Source organism: Herbinix luporum (assembly GCF_900070325.1).
In the GTDB taxonomy this organism is placed as follows: domain Bacteria; phylum Bacillota; class Clostridia; order Lachnospirales; family Lachnospiraceae; genus Mobilitalea; species Mobilitalea luporum.
This window is the reverse complement of the sequence record NZ_LN879430.1, coordinates 2012732-2033930: the sequence shown is the minus strand read 5'-3', so window position 1 is coordinate 2033930 and position 21199 is coordinate 2012732. Positions and strand designations below refer to the sequence as shown.

Annotated in this window: 15 protein-coding genes and 2 tRNA genes; 3 read left to right on the top strand and 14 right to left on the bottom strand. The window is 33.3% G+C overall.

Annotated elements, in window-relative coordinates; genetic code table 11:
• Window positions 1-7: 7 nt before the first annotated feature.
• The 7 genes from SD1D_RS09415 to SD1D_RS09385 all read right to left on the bottom strand — a co-directional run bounded on the left by SD1D_RS09415 (window position 8) and on the right by SD1D_RS09385 (window position 8691).
• A complete protein-coding gene (locus SD1D_RS09415; protein WP_058258675.1) occupies window positions 8-736 on the bottom strand; it encodes an AzlC family ABC transporter permease in 729 nt (242 codons plus the stop codon).
• A gap of 155 nt (window positions 737-891) precedes the next feature.
• Entirely contained in the window at window positions 892-1539 is a 648-nt protein-coding gene (locus SD1D_RS09410; protein ID WP_058258674.1) for an ECF transporter S component, read from the bottom strand.
• Between the two features lie 2 nt (window positions 1540-1541).
• Entirely contained in the window at window positions 1542-2303 is a 762-nt protein-coding gene (locus tag SD1D_RS09405) for a phosphopantothenoylcysteine decarboxylase domain-containing protein (protein ID WP_058258673.1), read from the bottom strand.
• Between the two features lie 351 nt (window positions 2304-2654).
• Complete coding sequence (locus tag SD1D_RS12200; protein WP_058258672.1) at window positions 2655-5852, bottom strand: glycoside hydrolase family 9 protein; 3198 nt, start codon at window positions 5850-5852, stop codon at window positions 2655-2657.
• A 394-nt stretch (window positions 5853-6246) separates the two neighbouring features.
• A tRNA-Gly gene (locus tag SD1D_RS09395) sits at window positions 6247-6318 on the bottom strand.
• A gap of 185 nt (window positions 6319-6503) precedes the next feature.
• Window positions 6504-7397, bottom strand: coding sequence for a hypothetical protein (locus tag SD1D_RS09390; RefSeq protein WP_058258671.1), 894 nt, complete (start codon window positions 7395-7397; stop codon window positions 6504-6506).
• Window positions 7398-7587: 190 nt separating this feature from the next.
• Window positions 7588-8691: a hypothetical protein gene (locus SD1D_RS09385; protein ID WP_058258670.1), complete on the bottom strand. Its 1104-nt coding sequence runs from the start codon at window positions 8689-8691 to the stop codon at window positions 7588-7590.
• A gap of 233 nt (window positions 8692-8924) precedes the next feature.
• Here SD1D_RS09385 and SD1D_RS09380 point away from each other — a divergent pair, with 233 nt between their 5' ends.
• The 3 genes from SD1D_RS09380 (at window position 8925) to SD1D_RS09370 (ending at window position 12763) form a co-directional block, all read left to right on the top strand.
• Window positions 8925-9617: a SanA/YdcF family protein gene (locus tag SD1D_RS09380; RefSeq protein WP_058258669.1), complete on the top strand. Its 693-nt coding sequence runs from the start codon at window positions 8925-8927 to the stop codon at window positions 9615-9617.
• 439 nt (window positions 9618-10056) lie between these two features.
• On the top strand, window positions 10057-12549 hold the full coding sequence (locus SD1D_RS09375; RefSeq protein ID WP_242955211.1) for a helicase-related protein: 2493 nt from the start codon (window positions 10057-10059) through the stop codon (window positions 12547-12549).
• Window positions 12550-12568: 19 nt separating this feature from the next.
• Entirely contained in the window at window positions 12569-12763 is a 195-nt protein-coding gene (locus SD1D_RS09370; protein ID WP_058258668.1) for a restriction endonuclease, read from the top strand.
• Between the two features lie 119 nt (window positions 12764-12882).
• Here SD1D_RS09370 and SD1D_RS09365 read toward each other — a convergent pair whose 3' ends face one another.
• From SD1D_RS09365 to SD1D_RS09335, 7 genes are all read right to left on the bottom strand, one after another.
• Entirely contained in the window at window positions 12883-15348 is a 2466-nt protein-coding gene (locus SD1D_RS09365; RefSeq protein WP_058258667.1) for a UvrD-helicase domain-containing protein, read from the bottom strand.
• Window positions 15349-15705: 357 nt separating this feature from the next.
• A complete protein-coding gene (locus tag SD1D_RS09360) occupies window positions 15706-16647 on the bottom strand; it encodes a hypothetical protein (protein ID WP_058258666.1) in 942 nt (313 codons plus the stop codon).
• Window positions 16644-17816: an FtsX-like permease family protein gene (locus SD1D_RS09355; protein ID WP_058258665.1), complete on the bottom strand. Its 1173-nt coding sequence runs from the start codon at window positions 17814-17816 to the stop codon at window positions 16644-16646. The genes SD1D_RS09360 and SD1D_RS09355 overlap by 4 nt, the downstream gene beginning before the upstream one ends.
• Window positions 17804-18469, bottom strand: a complete 666-nt coding sequence (locus SD1D_RS09350) for an ABC transporter ATP-binding protein (protein WP_058258664.1) — start codon at window positions 18467-18469, stop codon at window positions 17804-17806. Before SD1D_RS09350 ends, SD1D_RS09355 begins: the two co-directional genes overlap by 13 nt.
• Before the next feature lie 631 nt (window positions 18470-19100).
• Window positions 19101-19172: transfer RNA gene (locus SD1D_RS09345), tRNA-Gly, on the bottom strand.
• Window positions 19173-19316: 144 nt separating this feature from the next.
• Complete coding sequence (locus SD1D_RS09340; RefSeq protein WP_058258663.1) at window positions 19317-20084, bottom strand: nitroreductase family protein; 768 nt, start codon at window positions 20082-20084, stop codon at window positions 19317-19319.
• A gap of 18 nt (window positions 20085-20102) precedes the next feature.
• On the bottom strand, window positions 20103-20972 hold the full coding sequence (locus SD1D_RS09335; protein WP_058258662.1) for an AraC family transcriptional regulator: 870 nt from the start codon (window positions 20970-20972) through the stop codon (window positions 20103-20105).
• Window positions 20973-21199 lie beyond the last annotated feature (227 nt).

The following is a 21199-nucleotide window of genomic DNA, read 5'->3' as shown; positions in this document are numbered from 1 at the left end:
TTTCTCCTTAATCTTTATGTTCTGTACCGGGATTTTCTTCAATAGGAAAAAGAAAAGCTGAGATTCCGGCACCGATAATAGTTGCAATAATAACACGAAAACCGGATGATATGGCCTTAAATATTGGTATATATTTAAGAATACAGATAGCTATTACAGATATTGCAACTGTTATTATTACAGGTTTTGATTTTTTAGCTACAGGAAGAACAATAGCAATAAACATTCCGTATAATGCTATGCCCATGGCACTCCCTAAACTTTCCGGCAAGGCAGAACAGATGATAGCCCCAAGAGCCGTACCGCTTGTCCAACCAAGGACAGGTCCTATTATAAGACCGATAAAATAAGGAAATGTAAGGGAGGTTTCTTCCACTGAGGCAACAGTAAATATCTCATCTGTTATACCGTAACCGATTATAAACCGTTTAGGGAAAGTGATGCTGCTATCTAGCTTTTGGGTCAATGAAAGTGACATTAACATATAGCGGATGTTAATAATAAATGTTGTTAATATAATTTCTAAATAACCGGCTCCCCCTATAATCAGATTAGTTCCTGCAAACTGTCCTGCAGAGGTTAGATTAGATAAGGAAATAAAAACAGCCATCCAGACAGGGATTCCTCCTGAAACAGCCATAAGCCCAAAAGTAAATGAAACGGGGATATATCCAAGGGCGATAGGCAGCCCCCGTTTTATTCCATATTTAAAATCATCTTTTCTTCTTCTTTTCATTATTAGTCTCCATATTAAGTTGATTTATATTCTTATAGAGTTTTTAAAAAGCAATACCTATTATAGCATTTATTTTAATCAGTAACAAGATATCCCAAATAGGATAAAAATAAAAAAGCATCTACAAAATAGGAATCTGTAGATGCTTTTTTGTATTACTGATTCTTATTTAATACTACAAATAAAGTTTTGCAAACAAGGGTTGTAACTATGGCAGCAACCACAGCTTCAGGAATACCATTGCCTATAATAATTGATGTAATAACTTTGTAAACCGCATTTTCTGCAACCCCCCGTGCTATGGCATACTCTTTCTTAAATAAAAAATAAATAAGATGAGTTACCAAGAGAGTGTTAGTAGCAGAGCCTGCTACGGCGGCTACTGCCAAGGAAATAATGTTAAGCCTGATATCTTTTACTAATTTATTTAATAACCGGTATACATACCAGGGAATAACACCTACTAAAATTCTTGGAATAAAGCATATTAATAAGGCCCAAGGACTGCCGCTTGATGTACCGGGTACAGGAATTAAAGGAGAGAATACAAAGGATGATATAACAGGAGATATAGTGTTGGTGATTAAACTGCTTGCTCCAAAGACAAAGCCAAGCATGGCTCCCATTTTTGGTCCTAGTATAATAGAACCGACAGTAACCGGTATATGTATAATTGTGGCTTTAACAAAGCCCAAATGGATAAATCCTATAGGGGTAGCGGCCATAAGAATAATAATAGCGCTAAACATAGATAATATCACCAGCTGTTTTGTTTTAATAGAACTTGTATCGGTGGTATACATTTTTAATCCCTCCCTATGCAATTAGTAACATGATTTACAATAGATTTTGCAATATCCTGTTTTGTTGCAGGTCTATCTATAATACCCTTGGAACTAATAAGCAACCCTTTATGATTATCACCGTCAATATCAGCAAGATCGTTTGCCAGTACAAAATCACTGCCGGATAATTGCATTTGCTCCTTAGCTGCTGCTACTAAGGTTTCTTCATCTACATTAGATAATAATTTAAAGCCCACCAGTATGGTATTTGGCTGCATTTGCTTTACACAAGAAATAACTTTAGGTGCTCTATCCATAAATACAAGCAGTGATTCATAATCGGAGCTGATTTTTCCCTCGGCATTATACAAGGCACTACTAAATGCTTCTTTGATATATGAAAACATTTCTTTTTGGTTACTGATGTTTTTTATGTAAGGGATAATTTTAAGAAATTTCTTTATAAGATCATCTTCTGTCACTAGTCCTCGTATTGTATAATCACTGACAGCCATACTATGAACAAGGCTATCAAACTGAGTATGGGACAAAAGGTCTTTTAAAGTTTTTTGTAATGATACTACACCTTGAATTTCTATAATTTTTTCCATCTTTAAAGTTGGCCGTATAGAGTGCTCTCCGCAAATAAAGGTTACTTTCGCCCCCTGTTTGGCAAATTCATCAGCAATTAAACTTCCAAGTCGGCCGGTTGCCATATGGGTTACTTTACGGACATCATCAATGGGTTCATAGGTATCTCCGGCAGTTACAAGTATTTTCATTATATAACCTCACTTTTTTTAAACTTTATATGATAGTATAGAATAATAGTAAAAAACATAATGAGTTACGATGTTATCTAATGTTGATTATTATGATTAGACATTTTGAATTACTTATTATAATATCACAATAAATGGAATAATAAAACATAAAATTCCTTACAAAGAGACATTAGATTTTAGGTAAATTATATAAATAATTTAAACTATGTCCCTGCAGTGATAATAAAAATTAGACTACAATAATTTTGATTCTACTAGTAAAGAGACATCTTCTTTCTATAGATGTATCAAGACCATAGAAGAAGATGTCTCTTTAATTAAAACATTAAATAATTGGGGTGAGCCATATTATTTTGGAGCAACTCCGCTTACTACAAAATCGTTTACCAAAAGAAGAATATGGTTAGGTTCATTGTAGGAATAGTCATTTTCCTGATTAAAGTTAGCCCAGGAGCTATTGGCTATTCGAATTTCGCATTCTATTTTTTTACCGGGAGCAAGGGGCTTAGTAACTCCGTCAAAGGAAATTTCTAAATAGGTATCTGCCCCTTCCACAGCCTTATCCATAGTGAAAAATTGTCCCACTATTCCATCGGATACACTTTCATACCAAGGTGCGCTATTTAATTCAAGTCCGGAATGGTCACAGTAGAAGGCAAGATTAGCGCTTACATCCTTAGTAAAATAATAACGGATGGCTACATCTGCTAAATCAATATTTTTATTACCGGTGTTGGTTAGAGTGAACTTTCTACTGATTGTATTGGTACTTGCAGAACCTAAACCATCTACCTCCATTTTCAGGTCACTGCTTCCTATATCGGCAGAATATTTTACCCTTATTGAAACCGAATCGCAGCTGATAACTTCACCGGTAATTAAAGTGGCTTTAGCAGTAAATTCTACATCAAGAAAACCATCAGTATATAAGCTTCTGTCCGTGGGAGCAGTATAGATTGCATTACATATGCTATCATTTGCTTCACCTATTTTAACTCCATTAGCAAATACTTCTATATCTGTAATGGCATCAATAGCACCACTACCTTCAACTATTACATTTACCGATTTGCTACCGGTACCTAAGTCAAGTACAGTTCCCTCTGTCGGACTTGTAATTGAAATGAATGCTTCATCCTGACCTTCCTCAAATTTTACTATAAGGTTAACAACATTGCTGCTAGCGCTTATTCCATCTTCGGTTAATGCTTTAGCAGTCAAAGCAATTCTCTTAATTGCACTTCCTGATTGTTTTGGTAGATAAGTCATAGTATAGGGTGCAGTAGTATCTTCTCCAATTTTTTCATTGTCGGCGTAGAATTCCACCTTAGTAACCTTTGTTTCGGTGGACTCAACCTGAGCTTCTAAAGTAATTGGAGTTTGACTTGATGTATAATCATAAACTGTTCCGCTAGTAGGTTTTGTAAGTTTTATATCCACAGAGGCGGTTTTTTTAGGCTCATTACCATACACTAAAGCATCGTCCACATAAAGAGGAATATTGCCAGTCATGGATTTGGTCTTGGATAATCCTTCTCTACTAGGGTCATTGGTAGGATCCCAGTTGAACTTGTAAGAGGAGTCCTGAGCCGGTACTAAAGCTATTTGAAGTTCTCTGCTTCCATGGAAGCTAATACCGGACCAATCCAGTTCTATATAGTATATTCCTGCTTCCTCATCCCATACAAAAGGATCACTTATCTTAACGGCAGAACCGTCAACTACCAAGGTTTGATCATACATAACCTGAACGCTAACATCTTCTATGGATTGTCCTTTTTCTATCATCTCTGTAATATTAAAGAAATATCTTGCTTTAAGGGTAGAGATTTTTCTCGGAGGACAACTGGTATCATTGGTTACTTCTATGGTAAGTTGAGTTCTCTCGTTATTTTCTTGTTCGATTTTTCCATGTACAAAGAAAGGCATTTCATCTACCTGGTAAATGGGAACAGTAGGATCCGGTTCTTGGCCTTCTCCGTATATTAGATAAAGGGCGGCTAAGGCACCGACAAAACCGGCATTATAGTCAATGGTCACTTCATTGTAGACGTAATCGGTGGTTGAATCAACATGATAGTCTTCACCGTCCGGTCCCCCTACTAAAGCACCCCAAAGTACATGTTTTTGTTCCACAGGATCTTCCATGCTATTGGTTAGAGATCCATGGGAAGCTCTATGATGAGGGTGCTTAGCAGAGTTTTCTGCATAACCTACCAGGTAACAACGATCCATAGGATTGTCACCTAGGATATAGTCCATTTGACTCTTACACCAATCTACAAAGCCCTGGTGTGGTTTATATTTGTTGTAAACCAGAGCGCATAATTGTGCTGCTGTATTATACCGGGCTGAGCCCCAGGTGTTGATTACCTTAAAGCCGGCGGGAGTAGCTGCCATATATGTAGTATCATTGGGATCTTCATGGGGTACATCGGACCAATATTCTAAGTTCCAACGGAAAAAGTACCAGTGTTCCGGGTCGTTGGTAATCGGAGCTAATTTAGCGAATACTCCGCCCCAAACAGTGTCCCAAGAATGAACCCAGATGTTTTGCCAAGTGCTGTCAGTGGTTTCAATAATTCTACTTAGATATCCAGTATATACTCCATCAGCTGTAACCGATGTAATGTCATCGATATAGGACATATCCCCTGTGGCGATATTTAACCATACAGCTGCCCATGACATTTCATCTTCATCAAAGCTGGAGTTATAGAAGCCTCCGGAAAAACCAAGTCCCCGGTTTTCTTTTGCAAATTCATATAAGGCTATGGCAGTATCTAGACATTCTTCTGCATAATCGGGATCTGTGCCTTTGAAATTCAGATAGTTGATAGCTAAAGAAGCAGCGGCACCTGCACATTGATCGCTGGCAGGGGTTTCAGATGTGGCAAACCAGGCAGGTCTTGGAGTTGTCTGAAATTCAGGAGGTCCCCAATAGGTATGATCTGATGTACCGTCACCTACTTGATAGGCAAAGGCTACAACTTTACCATCTTTGTCTCTAAAGGTACATTTTAAAAAGTAATCATTAAATTTTCTTAAAATGTTTTCAATATGATCTTGTTCACCAATGTCAATGTAAGCTTGTCTAAATTCATAATAACCCCATCCTAAGGTTGAACCGGAATAACTTTGGGGTAAACCAAATTGAACATGGTCACCGGCATCGTGGAAGCCACCACATAAATCCACATATCCGTCACCGTCCGGATCTAAGACATCCTTGTTGGCAGAGATAAAAGCGGCGGATAGGTTTGTCCCATATCCCTTATCATCTTGAGGTTTCAGGGGAATTTGCTTGTCTTCGGTGTGGCAGTCTCCACGCCAGGACAGAGCGCCCCCACTAATACCTTCTCCGCACATATTGGCATCATAAAAATACATGGATAGTTGGAGGGCTTTTGCGTAGTTATACTTTTCTTCTGCTTGAGCTGTCTGTAAATTACCTGTCATTTTCATAGGTGATAAGATAAGGCCTAAGATTAATACCATGGATACGATAGATTTTGTAAGGAATTTCTTACGGATTTTTCTTATCATAAACACCCTTCCTTTCATAATTTTACTTATATTGCCTTTAATTAACAATATAGTATATTTGGCTAAATTTGTCAATTAAAATTTTAAATTGACAAATTTATTATCATAAATGCCAGTATAGAAGCTGCCAAAGTAAGAGAGGACGGAATTGGTTTTCGAAAAGAATAGTGACTATATGGACAAAGCATTATGGCGATTTTAGTTTACACATAATTTTTAGACATAAAAAAGAGGAAAGCCTGATTTTAGTAGCTTTCCCATAATAAAATAGCAATTTAGTGACCTATAAATTAAAAATTATATAATTGGAACACACCATTTTTGTCTTATATCCGCCATAGGAGTGGTGAAATCAAAACAACAAAAAATCCCTTGAAAATCAAGGGATTAAATAAGCGCGAGACGGGATTCGAACCCGCGGCCCTCGCCTTGGCAAGGCGATGCTCTACCACTGAGCCACTCGCGCATATTAGTTATTTTCCAAACGCAAGAATTAGTATAATATAAAAACTAAAATAATGCAAGGGGGAAATTAAAAATTATGTTAACTTTTTTTAATATGGACAAACTAAAATGAATGGGGCTGTTCCTTGTTAAGACACAAGAGTTGTAACAGCCCCTATTCATTTATTTTCCTAGTACTAAATCAAACTATTCATCTGTTTTTATGCCGTCAGTTTTACCGGTTTTTCCATCAATCCATAGACATGAAGTTCCGCCAATCCCGTCATTATCATCATAATAGACATACCAGTCACCATTTATTATTTCAGCTGAGTATGTGAAGTTCTTACCGGGATAGGTTCCGAAAGTTTTATAATATTCATTAATAAGTAATTCTGTTGCCTTAGATAAGGAAATTGTCATATCAGCCGGGTATTTTTGTGTTAGAACTATCATGTCTGTAATATAACTTTGAGAACTTTGAATTAATATATATGTACTGTTATGAATTTTTGGTATGGGATAACTAGTAACGATTCTAATTGGATTATCATCGGTTTGCCACATATTATAGCTTGCATATCCTTTATAAGTATATAGTTGTAATGTGACCAAACCATTATAAGATTGCTTGGGTTTTACAGTTAGGATTGCTATAGGAAATACGGTTCCATCAAATGTATAAGTATTACTTATACTTAAGGATACATGCCAATGAGAATTTTCTCCAACCATATTTAAATTTTTAAAATTAATATTGTCTAGTATATGTTCTTTTGCTTCCGCAAAACTTGAAAAACTGGAAGTTGAAATATATTGATTATCTTTACTAGTTGTAACATCACTATAGTCAGTGTGATCACTGTCATCACTATAGTCAGTGTGATCACTGTTATCACTGTAGTAAGTGTAATCACTGTTATCACTGTTATCACTGTAGTCAGTGTAGTCACTGTCATCACTATAGTCAGTGTAATCACTATCATCACTATAGTCAGTGTAGTCACTATTATCGCTATAGTCAGTGGAATCAGCAAAACAGGTTGAACTGTTTAATAAAATCATAACAATCATCATAAAAACTGCCGTAAATTTTTTCATTTAAAGAGCCTCCTAATTATAATTTATCGTATAAAAGTATTTTAATTATATACTCGAAAAGTACCTTATTAGAGGTAATTTTGATTTGTATATAAACTACGTATAAATATATATATAGATAGAAGAGGGTAGTGATAAGTAAACCGTGATTTTAGGGGACAATATTTTTATATTGTCCCCTAAAATCATGCTACTTAACTGTTATAGTAATGCTTTGTTCGGCTATTACTGTATCTCCATCATAAGCCTTTAAGGTAAAGGTTCTTGTATGATTAGGAGTTATAGAAATCTGACCATTTGCAGGTCTGTTAGGAAGTACTAATCCGTCATTGGTTACGATCTCACACTTAGTAGCATTTTCGGTTGTCCACTTAAGAGTTACCAATTGACCCTTAGATACTTCGGTTGCACTAGCAGTAAAGCTTGTGATAACAGGTTTTTCCTTAACATTTACCGTAACCTCAGCTGTAACATGGCTACCATCGTATCCGTATGCCTCTAATACATATGTGGTTGTTGATGTAGGATTTACAACTATGGAATCGGTAGCAGCAAGACCGGTTTTAAGGTCGCGGATTGCGATTGCTTTTGCATTTTCTACGCTCCAAGATAATGTTACATCCTCCCCTTCATAACATTCCTCAGGTGAGGCTGTAAAATATTTTATTTCAGCCGGTTTGGCTTGATTTACATTAACTGTCACGGTCTTTGTTACCATTTCACCATTAAATCCTACTGCTTGTAATATGTAGGTGGTTGTAGCCATGGGGAATACTTCAAGAGTACCGGATAAAGGTAAGGTCTCTTCCGGTTCTTTTTCAAGACCGATAATCTTGATGCTTTTTGCACAGCATGTTTTCCAGGATAATGTAACTGTTTCTCCTAATAAAATGTTGCTGCTGGAAGCTTTGAAATATTCAATTTCTACATCTCCACTAGCTTCAACATTAACTGTCACGGTCTGACTGACTACGCCGCCAGGACCTTTGGCAATTAATACATAAGATGTGCTGGCAAGAGGCCAAACTTCAATACTTCCAATTAGAGGTAAAGCTTCTTCAGGTGTTTTTTCAAGTCCAATAATCTCGACGCTAGTAGCATTGGCAGTAATCCATGATAGAACTACTGTTTCACCCATCGTTACGTTGGTAGAACTAGCCTTGAAGGAAAAAACCCTAGGCATTTTTGGTGGTTCGTATGCTGCAGATGCCGCTCCAATGTTAGCACAGAAGAGAGTCATTATGCATGCAATAACAAAACCAATTTTGAGAGTGTTTTTGAAACTTCTTTTCATAGTATCTACCTCCTTTTTTATTATTGTACAAACATTTTAACATACAAATTTTCCCAAGTCAACAATAATTGCCAAAAATAAGAAAAAATAAACAATAAAATACAATATATATATATTAAATTAGTTTGGTACTACCGTTTTAATATAAAATAAGATATAATTATCCTGACAAAATTAAGCAAAAAAGAATTTATAAAAGATATTTGCTAATATGAAAAGGAAAGGATTATGAAATGTTTAAGGCCAGTACAAATAAAGGGATAAAAATAGTTTTAGTTATTTTAGTAATATTAGGATTACTTGGCACAATCGGAGTTTTTGGTATTAATGGATATGTAAAAAATTCTGTTAAAAGGTATATTATATCTCCGGAAGAAGCGGCTGATTTAGAAGAGATAGACTGTATCCTTGTATTAGGAGCAGGTGTGTGGGGGGATAGACCAACTCATATGTTGGAAGATCGTCTCAGATTTGCCGTAGATTTATATAAGATGGGGGCTTCTAATCGTTTACTAATGAGTGGAGACCATGGAAGAAAAAACTATGATGAAGTCAATGTTATGAAAGGATTTGCAATTAATGAGGGGGTTCCTTCTTCGGATATATTTATGGATCATGCAGGTTTTTCTACTTATGAGAGTCTGTATCGTGCAAAAGAAATATTTAAAGCAGATAAAATAATTATAGTTACACAAAAATATCATTTGTATAGGGCCTTGTATGTGGCTGAGAAGTTGGGAATAGAAGCCTATGGTGTAGCTTCAAGTCCACGGGAGTATTATGGACAAAGTGGACGGGATGCAAGGGAAGTTCTAGCACGGGTTAAGGATTTTTTCTATGTGATAGCTAGACCTAAGCCCACATATCTGGGGGAAAGCATACCGGTTAATGGAGATGGGGATATAACTAATGATATTAGGGAATAAAAGTTGGTAAAGATGTTAGATGGATTTAACTGTATAGTAGATGGTTTATTATAAGGGATAGAAGAAGAACACAGACACAGTGCAAATAATGAATAATGTACTATGTCTGTGTTTGTTTTAGGATTATATTCTTGGTTCTTAGGCACCAAGGATATATTGATTTATCAAGAAATTGTTTCATAAACTACATGGTTGGTGATGGAAAATAATGCAAAGAATTAAAATATTGTCAGGATTTGAGTTTAATTAGAATATAAAATATAATAGAGGTTATGAGAAGTTTCGACTTTTTTCATGAAAGGGACATCATGTGTCCAATGTATATATTATAATTACTATATGATAAAAAAGTATTTATTAAAGGAGGTTGTAGAGAAAACTGAAGTAAGAAAGAGAATTAATCTTGAATACAATATAATTGTGTTGGAGGGTTGACTATATGAGGCCACCTAAGGTTTTAGATAATAAGAAGCATAGGGTTGTAGATGAAATAAAGAAGGAACTTAAAAAGGGATCAAAGCTATCAATTATATCAGCTTACTTTACCATCTATGCCTATGCAGAACTTAAGAAGGAACTTAGTAAAATTGATAATATGAGGTTCATTTTTACGGAACCAACTTTCGTGAATAAAGGTAAAGAACTTATTAGGGAGTACTACATAGAGCGAAATAGTGAAAAAAAGATATCGGGAAATGAGTTTGAGATAAAGCTTAGAAACGAAATGAAGCAAGCAGCTATAGCAAAGGAATGTGCCCAGTGGCTAGAAAGTAAAGCTGAATTCAAATCATTGAAGCAAGCAAATCCTGCTCAGCCAAGACTAGTTTACATAGAAAATCCTGAAGATAATGTTTCAATAAACGGAACTGTTGACTTTACTTCCGATGGCCTAGGCATTACTCCTTCCAACAGATTGGATAGTAATATGTGTTTATATGGTAAGGACTATACTATTGGTTTTTTACAATCCTTTAACGAACTTTGGGAGGATGATACTGCTGTTCAAGATGTAAAAGATAAGGTTCTTGAGCAAATGCGTATCCTATATAAAGAAAATACTCCAGAGTTTATTTACTTTGTTACTCTTTATAATATCTTCTATGACTATCTTGACGAGCTAACTGAGGATAACATTGTTAAAAGCCGTACAGGTTTTAAAGAGACCCAAATCTGGAATAAGCTTTATAAGTTCCAGAAAGACGCTGTTATGGGAGCCATTGATAAGATTGAGAAGTACAATGGCTGTATTATAGCTGACAGTGTGGGGCTTGGAAAAACTTTTACTGCACTGGCTGTAATTAAATACTACGAACTCAGGAATGATAGGGTTCTTGTACTTGCGCCCAAGAAACTTCGTGAAAACTGGACTATTTATACCCTGAATGATAAACGGAATATTTTTTTGGCTGACAGATTTAATTATGATGTTCTTAACCACACTGACCTTAGTAGGACAAGCGGTTACTCTGGTGAGATTAACCTTGCAACTTTAAACTGGTCAAATTATGACCTTGTGGTAATAGATGAGAGCCACAATTTTAGGAACAACCCACCAGTCAAAGGGCGTATAACTCGTTATCAGAGATTTATGAATGATATTATAAAAGCCGGTGTTAAAACAAAGGTGCTTATGCTATCAGCAACCCCGGTGAATAATAGGATGAATGATATTAAGAACCAAATCGCCTTTATAACTGAGGGTAGGGATGATGCCTTTAAGAATGTGGGTCTGGATAGTATAGAATTTATCCTTAGAAAGGCACAAACCGTATTCAACAGATGGTCTGAACTACCTGACTCTGAAAGAACAACTGAAACCTTTGTCAACATGATGGATGTAGATTATTTTAAACTACTAGATACCGTAACAATTGCCCGCTCTAGAAAGCATATAGAGAAGTATTATAACTTAGATGAGATAGGCAAGTTCCCTACAAGGCTTCCACCTGAAAACAGATATCCAATAATTGATGCCAAAGGCGAGTTCCCGCCTATAGAGGAAATCAATAGACTTATTAAGAAACTGACCCTATGTGTCTACTCACCTTTGAGTTATGTACTTCCTGAAAAAAGAGCTGCCTATGAAGAAAAATACGATATGGTAGTAGGTTCACATAATAGTGTTTTTAGACAGACAGATAGAGAGCAAAGTCTTGTCGGTCTTATGCGTGTTGGTATATTAAAGAGATTGGAAAGCTCTATCAATTCCTTTGCTTTAACCGTTGAGAATATCCTCTATAAAATAGAAAAGGCTATCGAAGCCGTAGAACAAATGCAATTTGACTATGATGCAGAATTAGATATTAATGATATTGATATAGACGACCCAGAGTTTGACAGCCTTATGTTTGGCAACAATGTAAAGGTATTACTCCAAGATATGGACCTAATAAAGTGGAAGCAAGATCTATTGTTAGATAAGGACAAGCTGGAAACTATTTTATTGGAAGCTATGAATGTTACACCTGATAGAGATGCAAAGCTGATAGAACTTAAAACCCTTATAGAAAACAAAATTCAAAATCCAATAAATCCTGAAAACAGAAAGGTTATCATATTTACGGCCTTTGCAGACACAGCCCGATATTTATATGAAAATCTAGCCGACCACTTTGCAAACAGAGGCATTTATTCGGCTATTGTAACAGGTAGTGGTGATAATTATTCCAACTTACCTATACCAAATGGACTTAAAAAGTCCATTAAGATGTCAGATATAAATACTGTATTGACCTTGTTTTCTCCTATCTCTAAGGAATGTTCAAAGGTATACCCCGAAGTTAGTGAATATATAGATATACTTATAGCAACGGACTGTATATCTGAAGGCCAGAACCTTCAGGACTGCGATTATCTAATAAATTATGATATTCATTGGAACCCAGTTAGAATTATACAAAGATTCGGGCGTATTGACCGTATAGGTCTATAATCCTGATTGGGCTGTACTAATCGAGGTAGATGGCAAGGATAAGCTCTACTTTGTACTGGAAACCAAGGCGGATATTATGTTTGATGCCCTAAGACCAACAGAAAGTGCTAAAATTAAATGCGGAAAGAAACACTTTGAGGCTCTAGGTAATGAAGTAGCCTTTGAAGATATTGATAGCTTTGAAGAATTTATAGAGGAGTATGTAGTGGAGTAGATAATAACTAGTATATGCTTATTGCCTGCAACTAGCTCTTATGCTGTTGCAGGCAATTGTATTTTTATGTATACCATTTTAATTTTATAGATAATCTTAGTAGTAATCTTAAGCATACTTTACTTGCTACTTCTTGACTGAAGATTACGGGTGAATTTACATCCTGAGGTTTTAAAATTTAAACAGCCTATGAAATCCCCATATGGTCCCTTTTTCTTCACCAATTTACCACCGCACCATGGACATGTAAACCTTTCAGTTTTTAATTCATTTTCGTATTGATCTTTCAATTCAGATACAAAAACCGACTCGTTACCATCTATTGTAACAAGGAATGTTTTTATCTTTGCCCTTGTCATTGCAACATAGAAAAGGCGTCTTTCTTCGGCAAAGGGGAATGTTTCATTTGCTTCAAGAAGTAGATCAACTATTGGATCTTCCTGAATTTTACTTGGAAATCCCATTCCACGATCCTTATTATTTAAAATAAAAACATAATCAGCCTGTAAGCCTTTGGATTTATGGGCTGTTATGAAAGTTATTTTAAGATCTTTTCTTTTCGAATATGTGATTTTGATTGTTCCGTTTGTATTGTCGTAGCTACAGTGAAGTTGCGAGGTATTCTCAAGTATTTTCATAACAAATGAATATCTACCAATAAAGAATACTGATTTATTGGCAGGTAATTCATCTAATTTATTTAGCATAAACTGAACTGCATAGTCTTCTGTATATCCTTTTATAACACCAAGTGCAAAGCCATATTTATTTTCCTTACCTTGAATATTTTTTTTAATTTGATTGGGATTTTTCATGACAAAAGAACCGCTTATATCAATAAGGCTTTTGGAAAACCTATATGTCGTTTCTATTTTACTTATCTCTGTAGGACCCCAGAAGTTTGAAAAGTTTAATATATATGCCATATCACTTCCTGCAAATCTATATATACTTTGCCAGTCATCACCTACACAAAACAAATCATAATCATTTGTGTCTCTAAGTGCTTTGAGTAAAGAAAATCTTGCTTTTGATATATCTTGATATTCATCCACTATTACATACTTATATGGATTTATATATTTACCCTCTTGCACATATGCAGTGGCTTTATTAATCATATCGTTAAAATCGATTTCTTCATTTTCTTTAAGTTTATTTGTATATGTCTCAAAAATAGGTTTAATTAAAGAAGCTACTTCAAGGTTTCTTTTTCCGAAAGTAGAAGACGAGCATTTTCTTTCATATTCTTGAAAGGAAATATTGTTGCTTTTAATAAGATTAATAACAGTTCCGAATATTTCAGCTACACCGGATAAAACATCATTTTCACTATTATTTGTAATAATACTCCACAGTGTATCAGTATCAATTGGAGATATATGAACACCTCTATCGGTAAGTCTCTCTTTTAACTTGTCTTCCAATTCATTGATCATTTTTTCATATGCAAAACACTCAATCATAGTTGTATTATTTTGCTCATGTATATTCCTTTTCCAATTTATACCTTCAAGATATTCTTCTTTTGCAGACTTCCCCGGGGTAGTTGAGGTAAAATATGAGGGAACATTTCCATTAACATCTATTCCGAAATATTCAATATATATTTGGTAATCTGGTAAATAAAAATCAGGATAATACTGCGCCTTATTTTCGGTGCGCGTGTCTATTTCATACTCTTTCTCGTATTCATAATTTATTCCGTTTATAAATAAGAAATTTGCTATCTGAAGCTCACCGTAACTCTTAACAATTTCTCCCCTAAGGGTTTTGGGTGGGTGTGTTTCAAGATATTTGTGGTATTCGGTCATAGAAGTAAAATCAAATTCTGTTTTTTGATACTCAATTCTATAATATAAAAACCGACACAATTTATTTTTATAACTTTGGTCAACCAATAATGTTTTTAAATTTTCCTTAATAAACTTATTTACATTGATTTTGGATATTTTAGGTACTATACCGTCTACTTTTGTGATTATATTTAGACCAAGTTTGTGAAAGGTAGATACTTCAATGTTACTCTTTGTTTCATTGAGTATTCGTTCACTCATTTCGGATGCTGACTTGTTGGTAAAGGATAACACAAGTATATCCTGTGCTTTGTATTGGCCGCTAAGAAGTATATATTTGATTTTTCCTACAATAGTAGTAGTCTTTCCTGTGCCAGCTCCTGCCACAACGAGATGATTGTGTACATTTTTAACAATACACATCATTTGTTGGTCATCAAGCTTTCTGTTTTCTACAGGCTCTATTATTTTACTTGCATCCTTAATTCTTTGTTGGGCTACAATATTGTTGTGGTTATTAATAGAAAGATCTATTTCAGTAACTACTTTATCAAGCATTTTCTTACTCCTAATGAGTTTTGTTCTATGAGGAGTAAAGAATTTTATTGATTTATTTATATCATCAATAAGTGCACCATATCGTTCTTTTACTTCTAATTCGAAACTCGGATCAATAAAATCGGATAGATCATCCAGATATTCATTATCCTTCTTTATCATAGCTTTTGATCTTTCAATTAACCCATTGTTTTTAATAGATTTCTCTTTAAATGTATTAAAGATACCCATATTTCACCTCGTCATATAAGTACTAAGTATATTTTGTTGTTAAATAATAATTAGTCATTATCTGATAAGTAGGTCGATTGTTGTTATACAGTAATAAAAAGTTAATGTATTATAGAAAAGACCTCGCAAATGATTTTTGTTCCATCAAAGAGGTCTTTTCGTCGGGGTATTTTGTTAAATATAATAAATTTTTCTTGCATATTTTATTACATTAATTTTATTATATCATAAAACAACTTAAATCGATAATTTTTTACTGTCGGATTTCTATAATAAACAACCCTATATAAACAATTAGTTAAAACGGCCCACATCCTAAATAGTTATATAGGAATGGGCCATTAATAATCTGTAGAACTAATTTATTATAATAAAATTTTCACCAAAATATATGTACAGCTTTTCATTATATATAGTCCAGCTTATATTAGAAAAGTTCTCAATTTGCTCCAATTCTTTCAAACCATCATTTTGATTCCAAGTATAGAGATATAATAGATTTTTGAGATATCCCATATAAAATGTGTTATTATAAACAAATGAGAATTCTATACTACCTTCTTCTAAATTATCGATAGCTGTAATCTTGCTTTGTGTATTATCTAAGCTAATTATAATAGGATCAAAAGTATATAAACTGGAACTCGCATTATATAAACTTAAAAATCTATCTCCTGATTCATTTAAGCAGAAAGTATTACTTGTTGGGTAATCTAGCAATTCTCTTATGGATATATCATTTTTATTAATTTTACAGCTATATGATTTACCATCCATACTATAGCAACAGTAAATTTCATCAGAATCATAATTGCTGCTTGCTTTAGTTATAATGAATTTACCTGTTATTTTTATTTTTTTATCAGTGAATTCTATCGTATCATTTTCCTTATTTAATTGGTGAATGTTAATATAATTATCATCTATTATAGAAAAGTAAACATAATTTGCAGTCTCCCCTAATATTGTTACTCTTTCTGAATCTATTTTATAAAGCTTGCATTTTTTAGAATCAAACAGGAGACTCATTGTTTCATTATTTCCTTTTAATAAATGATAGTTTATGATGGAAGAGAAATCCACAAAAAAACTTTTTTTAAGCAGAGGATTTTTAAAATACATCTCTTTAGTCTCATTGGTTTCTATATTTATCATATCCATATATAGCTTCCCGTCTTTTATTTTCGTAATATATCCAATTGAATCTCTGCTATTTTCTACTGTTAATTCGGTGCCTTTTTCAGAACAAGCTGTTAGTAATAATGAACATAAAATAATAGTAAATAAATATCTCATCATTTTAAAAACTCCTTAAATAGCTTAGCTTTATTTAATTTTTTAACCCTCCTGCTTATTTGTAAAAAGCTAACAAGGCAGAATACCAGAACTGAAATAGTTAAATTTAGTATAAGATAGATTAAGAAATAATCGGTTAACAAGTCAAGGCGCAATACCATTTTAAATAATACAAATAATATAAGGTTGGAGAGGGTGGCTATAATAAATGTAATAAATCCGTAAAAAGAAAATTCATGTATAAATATAGATTTTATATATTTATCACCGGTTCCAAATAAGGTTAATAAACCAATATCTCTGTTTCGAGTATCTAATATTTGATTCACATTATTTCTAATATTAATAATACATATAATTAATAAGATTACTATAATAATACTGCTTCCTGTAATTAACATTACTGAAAATGTAGGTAGTTCCTTACTATATTTCAAAGAATATCGAATAGTTGCATCCGGATAAATTTGAGATATTTGTGTTTCTATATCCTTCATAGATGATATATCATCACATGTTACTAAGATTCTATGTACATGAACTTTCCCGTCGGGATACATTCTTTCGGTTATAGCCAACATTCTGGCTTCGTCAATCAAGGCTAAATCAGGAGGAAGCATATCGAAATCAAATTCCTTATAATAATCATCAATTATAACTTGATGATTTACTAATTTACTATCCAGGTTCCCTTCTTCATTTATAAAATATTCTCCCTCTTCAAATACTGCCTCAGAACCTTTGCTAAATGAACCCTTTTGCCTTGAAGGTATAAAAAAATATTCACTTTTATCGGTTGTAATATTAAAGTATTTTAAGGCTTCTTTAGGTATTCCGATTATATTTAAAATAGCATTTGCATCGGAGTCTACTGCATTAAGCATAATAGGATGACAAAAATCCCAAACAATACTTTCAATTTTATTTATCTTATAAAGATTTTCTTTTATTTCATCTATACTACCTTCATTGGCACTGTCAAATATAACTTCCATAAAGTGCATTGTATTATTGTCTGTTAATGAATCTGAAAAAATCCCGGTTGTTGATAATATAATACCCAGTAAGAGATTGACAATTAGCAAAAATGAGGCAAGGGATAAAATTGAGGATGTAAATTTTTTAACATTTGATTTTATAAAGATTTTAGATACACTAATTACTTTTGACATAGCTTACCCCCCTCTAAAAGATATATTTTATCAGCTAAGCTGTCAAAGATATCATCATGAGAAACAATAATTATAGCTGTATTCTTATCTTTTAGCTTATTAAATATATTAATTAATTTAGCTGAATTTTCTTCATCAATATTAGCAGTAGGTTCATCTGCAAATACCAACTTACGAGGTAGCAACAAAGTTCTAGCTAAAGCCACTCTTTGTCGTTCGCCCCCTGAAAGCAGCTTGGCCTTACTTTTTATTTTTGATAGTAAGCCTACCTCATCTAGGCTATTTCGGATTAATTCATTAATCTTACTCTTATTTAAATCCGAGCTTAATGTAAGATAAATATATAAATTATCATACACTGTTAAATCTTCAAATAAATTATAATCTTGAAATATGTAGCCAAGATGATTTCTTAGTATATCTTGTTTTTCCTTATGATCATATGAATCTAAGTTTTTACCGTCAAATATTATCTCGCCGGCGTCGGGATTTTCTAACATGGAACAGATATTTAGAAGTGTAGATTTGCCTGTACCGGACCTTCCCTTTATTAGCATTATTTCATTTTGTTTTAATTCGAATTCAACATTTTCTAATACGGTATGGTCTTCGTAGCTTTTTGTTAGCCCACGAACTTTAAGAATGTTTACCAATTTAAATGTACCTCCTCCTATTTTAACTAAGTGCCTGTTAGGGATATTAGCTATTAAGATGTCAGTATATTTAATAACTGACTATATTAAACATAAGTTACCTAAATTACATTTAAAGTGATTATAATACATAAAATTACTAAGTCAAGAATAAATTAGAAACTAATGTATAGGTAATTAGTTGTTGTCAAGTGGTGTAAAATAAAACTACAAAGGGGATAAGTATGGAAAATTAAAAGAATTTTGTTATATATTAAATGTTCTTATATTAAGTATTGTAATAGCGCAACTATTAATTTTACTTTATAGAAATGAAAGAGTGCAAACTTTTTTAGAATCAAATGAACTGACGGTTGAATTAGTTTCAAAGATTCAAAGTAAAGTTTCAATATTGTGGATAAATTAAATGTAATAAAAGAAAGCTAAACTTTTATTACAAAGTAGTTTAAAATTTTAAAAATAATGTTCCATCAGTCTCATAACCCATTCTGGAACAGTGGCATTTTTGCATTTTTATTTATTTTTGCAAAGGGAATACTCTTTTTCCGCTTTAACATTTACAACATAAGATTTAATACAAGAAAAAATCGCTAACCCTTAATGTATAAGGATTAGCGATACTTTTATCTTAAGCGCGAGACGGGATTCGAACCCGCGGCCCTCGCCTTGGCAAGGCGATGCTCTACCACTGAGCCACTCGCGCATTTTTCATGTGTCACAACTTTTTAAGCAGTTCCCCCTGAGCACATGACATAATATACTATATAAAAACAGCTTTGTCAAGTAATAAAAAAATAATTTTTTAAATTTTTCTTATAAATCATACTGTTTTTACTTTTTTAGTAATTCAATCAATTAATACAGTTAGAAGGTACTCATTATTTTGCAATGATTTACTTTTTATTGAATCTGATTTTGCTAATTTGACATCTACCCAGAGTTCTTCGGCAGCTATCATCAGATTAGCCAACATTATTCCCATATCTATCATTTTAGTTTTATCCATTACTTTTTTAATTAATGTATTCTTTTTAGCAAATATATGGATACGGTTACTATATACTACAAAACGCCAAGGTTGGTTATTAAAGCTTGAAGGAGCAAGTCTTGCTGCCTCCAGTAGTTTCCGTATATCGGATGATACTTCTTCTTTGTAAACTACCAGTTCTTTCTCAGGAAGCCGTTTTGCATAAAAGGAATCCCTATATACAGGCTCCTTGGCCTTACCAAAGGCAAGAGCAATTACGTAATCATATTTCATGGAATCTTTAAGTTCTTTTCCCGGATTAGCTAGTCCTAAAAAACAACTTCCAAGACCTAATGATTCTATATATAGGCTTAACTGCTGCATAAGATAACCGGCATTTAAAAGATAATCCTCACCTTTTTCCGAGCATAGGCATATATAATAAGGAGCTTTAATAGAAAATGGACCGCTAAATCCCTGTTTTCTTTCAATGTTACTTACAAGTTTATATTCTACATTAATATCCTTGTTAAGCCTAGGTAAGTTGTCGGCAAAATTCAGGATATCCTCGAGAATCTCCCAGTCAATCCTTTCCTGATAATATTTGCGTACGCTTTTCCTTGAGAAAATAGTATCAAACATATTCATATATCATACCTCACTTTACTACTGGTTAGATGCTCTCATTTCCAATTCCTTTTTTCTGTAATGTAATGGAGAAATACCATAATATTTCTTAAATAACTTGCTGAAATGGTAGGCATCTTCATAACCCACTTGATTGGCTATGTTTTTTATGCTGCTATTTACATCTTTAAGTAAAATATCTTTTGCTTTTTCCAAACGGATTTTAATTAGATAATTAATCGGTGACTCACCGGTTTCTTCTTTAAATATCTTTGATATATATACAGGACTCAGGTACATATTATGTGCTAACTGTTCCAAAGATATCTTTTTATTATAATTTTCATTAAGATAATTTATGATTTTTTTTACTGCATGATTCTTATTATAAGAATCAAAATTACATGTGGACTGTTCATAATCTTCATTATCCACTATTTCACGCATAACAAGCAGGAGCATTTGCATAAGATGGGTTTTTATCATAAAGTATTTACCGACATTGCAGCTTTCTTTTTCTGCTATCATGGCATAGCAATGCATCATTATTTTTTGCTTTATTTCTGCGGTGGTTTTTAAGATACAAGTACCGTCTTTGATTTCTAAGGAATTTTGAGTCATGTTCTTAAAGTGATAATCAGTAAAACCGGCGATAAACTCAATGGTAGGTTCTTTTGTATTAGTAACTATATGTGTATGCATAATGCCGGGATTGCATATTACAAGATCCCCGGCTTCAACATCATACTCTATACCATCAACCAGGTATTTTCCCTTACCGGATAGGATATAAGCTAATTCTGTATAATCATGATTATGATATACACCATTTTTGGTCATTTTACATTTGGAAACATAAAATACAGTGGGATTAAAATCGTTATATGTTAAGTCGTAATTAATAGACACCCGCTTCACCTCTTCTATATGAAAAAATTAGGCTTTTGTTTTTGTTTCAGTTATATTATAGATTTATTAATAGATTATAACATTTTCCAATTAAATAAGAAAGAATATTTTAGAATTAAAGTTGCTACAAGTAAAATTTATTGATTTTTGATAAAATAGAGTGTTGAACTCTCGGTCAAATGTGCTATGATTATATTTATAGTTATATTTATATACTTATATATGTA

Bases quoted from the DNA above. Each gene is read 5' to 3' on its own strand.
- SD1D_RS09415 (WP_058258675.1), bottom strand. From the start codon at position 736: ATGAAAAGAAGAAGAAAAGATGATTTTAAATATGGAATAAAACGGGGG.
- SD1D_RS09410 (WP_058258674.1), bottom strand. From the start codon at position 1,539: ATGTATACCACCGATACAAGTTCTATTAAAACAAAACAGCTGGTGATA.
- SD1D_RS09405 (WP_058258673.1), bottom strand. From the start codon at position 2,303: ATGAAAATACTTGTAACTGCCGGAGATACCTATGAACCCATTGATGAT.
- SD1D_RS12200 (WP_058258672.1), bottom strand. From the start codon at position 5,852: ATGATAAGAAAAATCCGTAAGAAATTCCTTACAAAATCTATCGTATCC.
- SD1D_RS09390 (WP_058258671.1), bottom strand. From the start codon at position 7,397: ATGAAAAAATTTACGGCAGTTTTTATGATGATTGTTATGATTTTATTA.
- SD1D_RS09385 (WP_058258670.1), bottom strand. From the start codon at position 8,691: ATGAAAAGAAGTTTCAAAAACACTCTCAAAATTGGTTTTGTTATTGCA.
- SD1D_RS09380 (WP_058258669.1), top strand. From the start codon at position 8,925: ATGTTTAAGGCCAGTACAAATAAAGGGATAAAAATAGTTTTAGTTATT.
- SD1D_RS09375 (WP_242955211.1), top strand. From the start codon at position 10,057: ATGAGGCCACCTAAGGTTTTAGATAATAAGAAGCATAGGGTTGTAGAT.
- SD1D_RS09365 (WP_058258667.1), bottom strand. From the start codon at position 15,348: ATGGGTATCTTTAATACATTTAAAGAGAAATCTATTAAAAACAATGGG.
- SD1D_RS09360 (WP_058258666.1), bottom strand. From the start codon at position 16,647: ATGATGAGATATTTATTTACTATTATTTTATGTTCATTATTACTAACA.
- SD1D_RS09355 (WP_058258665.1), bottom strand. From the start codon at position 17,816: ATGTCAAAAGTAATTAGTGTATCTAAAATCTTTATAAAATCAAATGTT.
- SD1D_RS09340 (WP_058258663.1), bottom strand. From the start codon at position 20,084: ATGAATATGTTTGATACTATTTTCTCAAGGAAAAGCGTACGCAAATAT.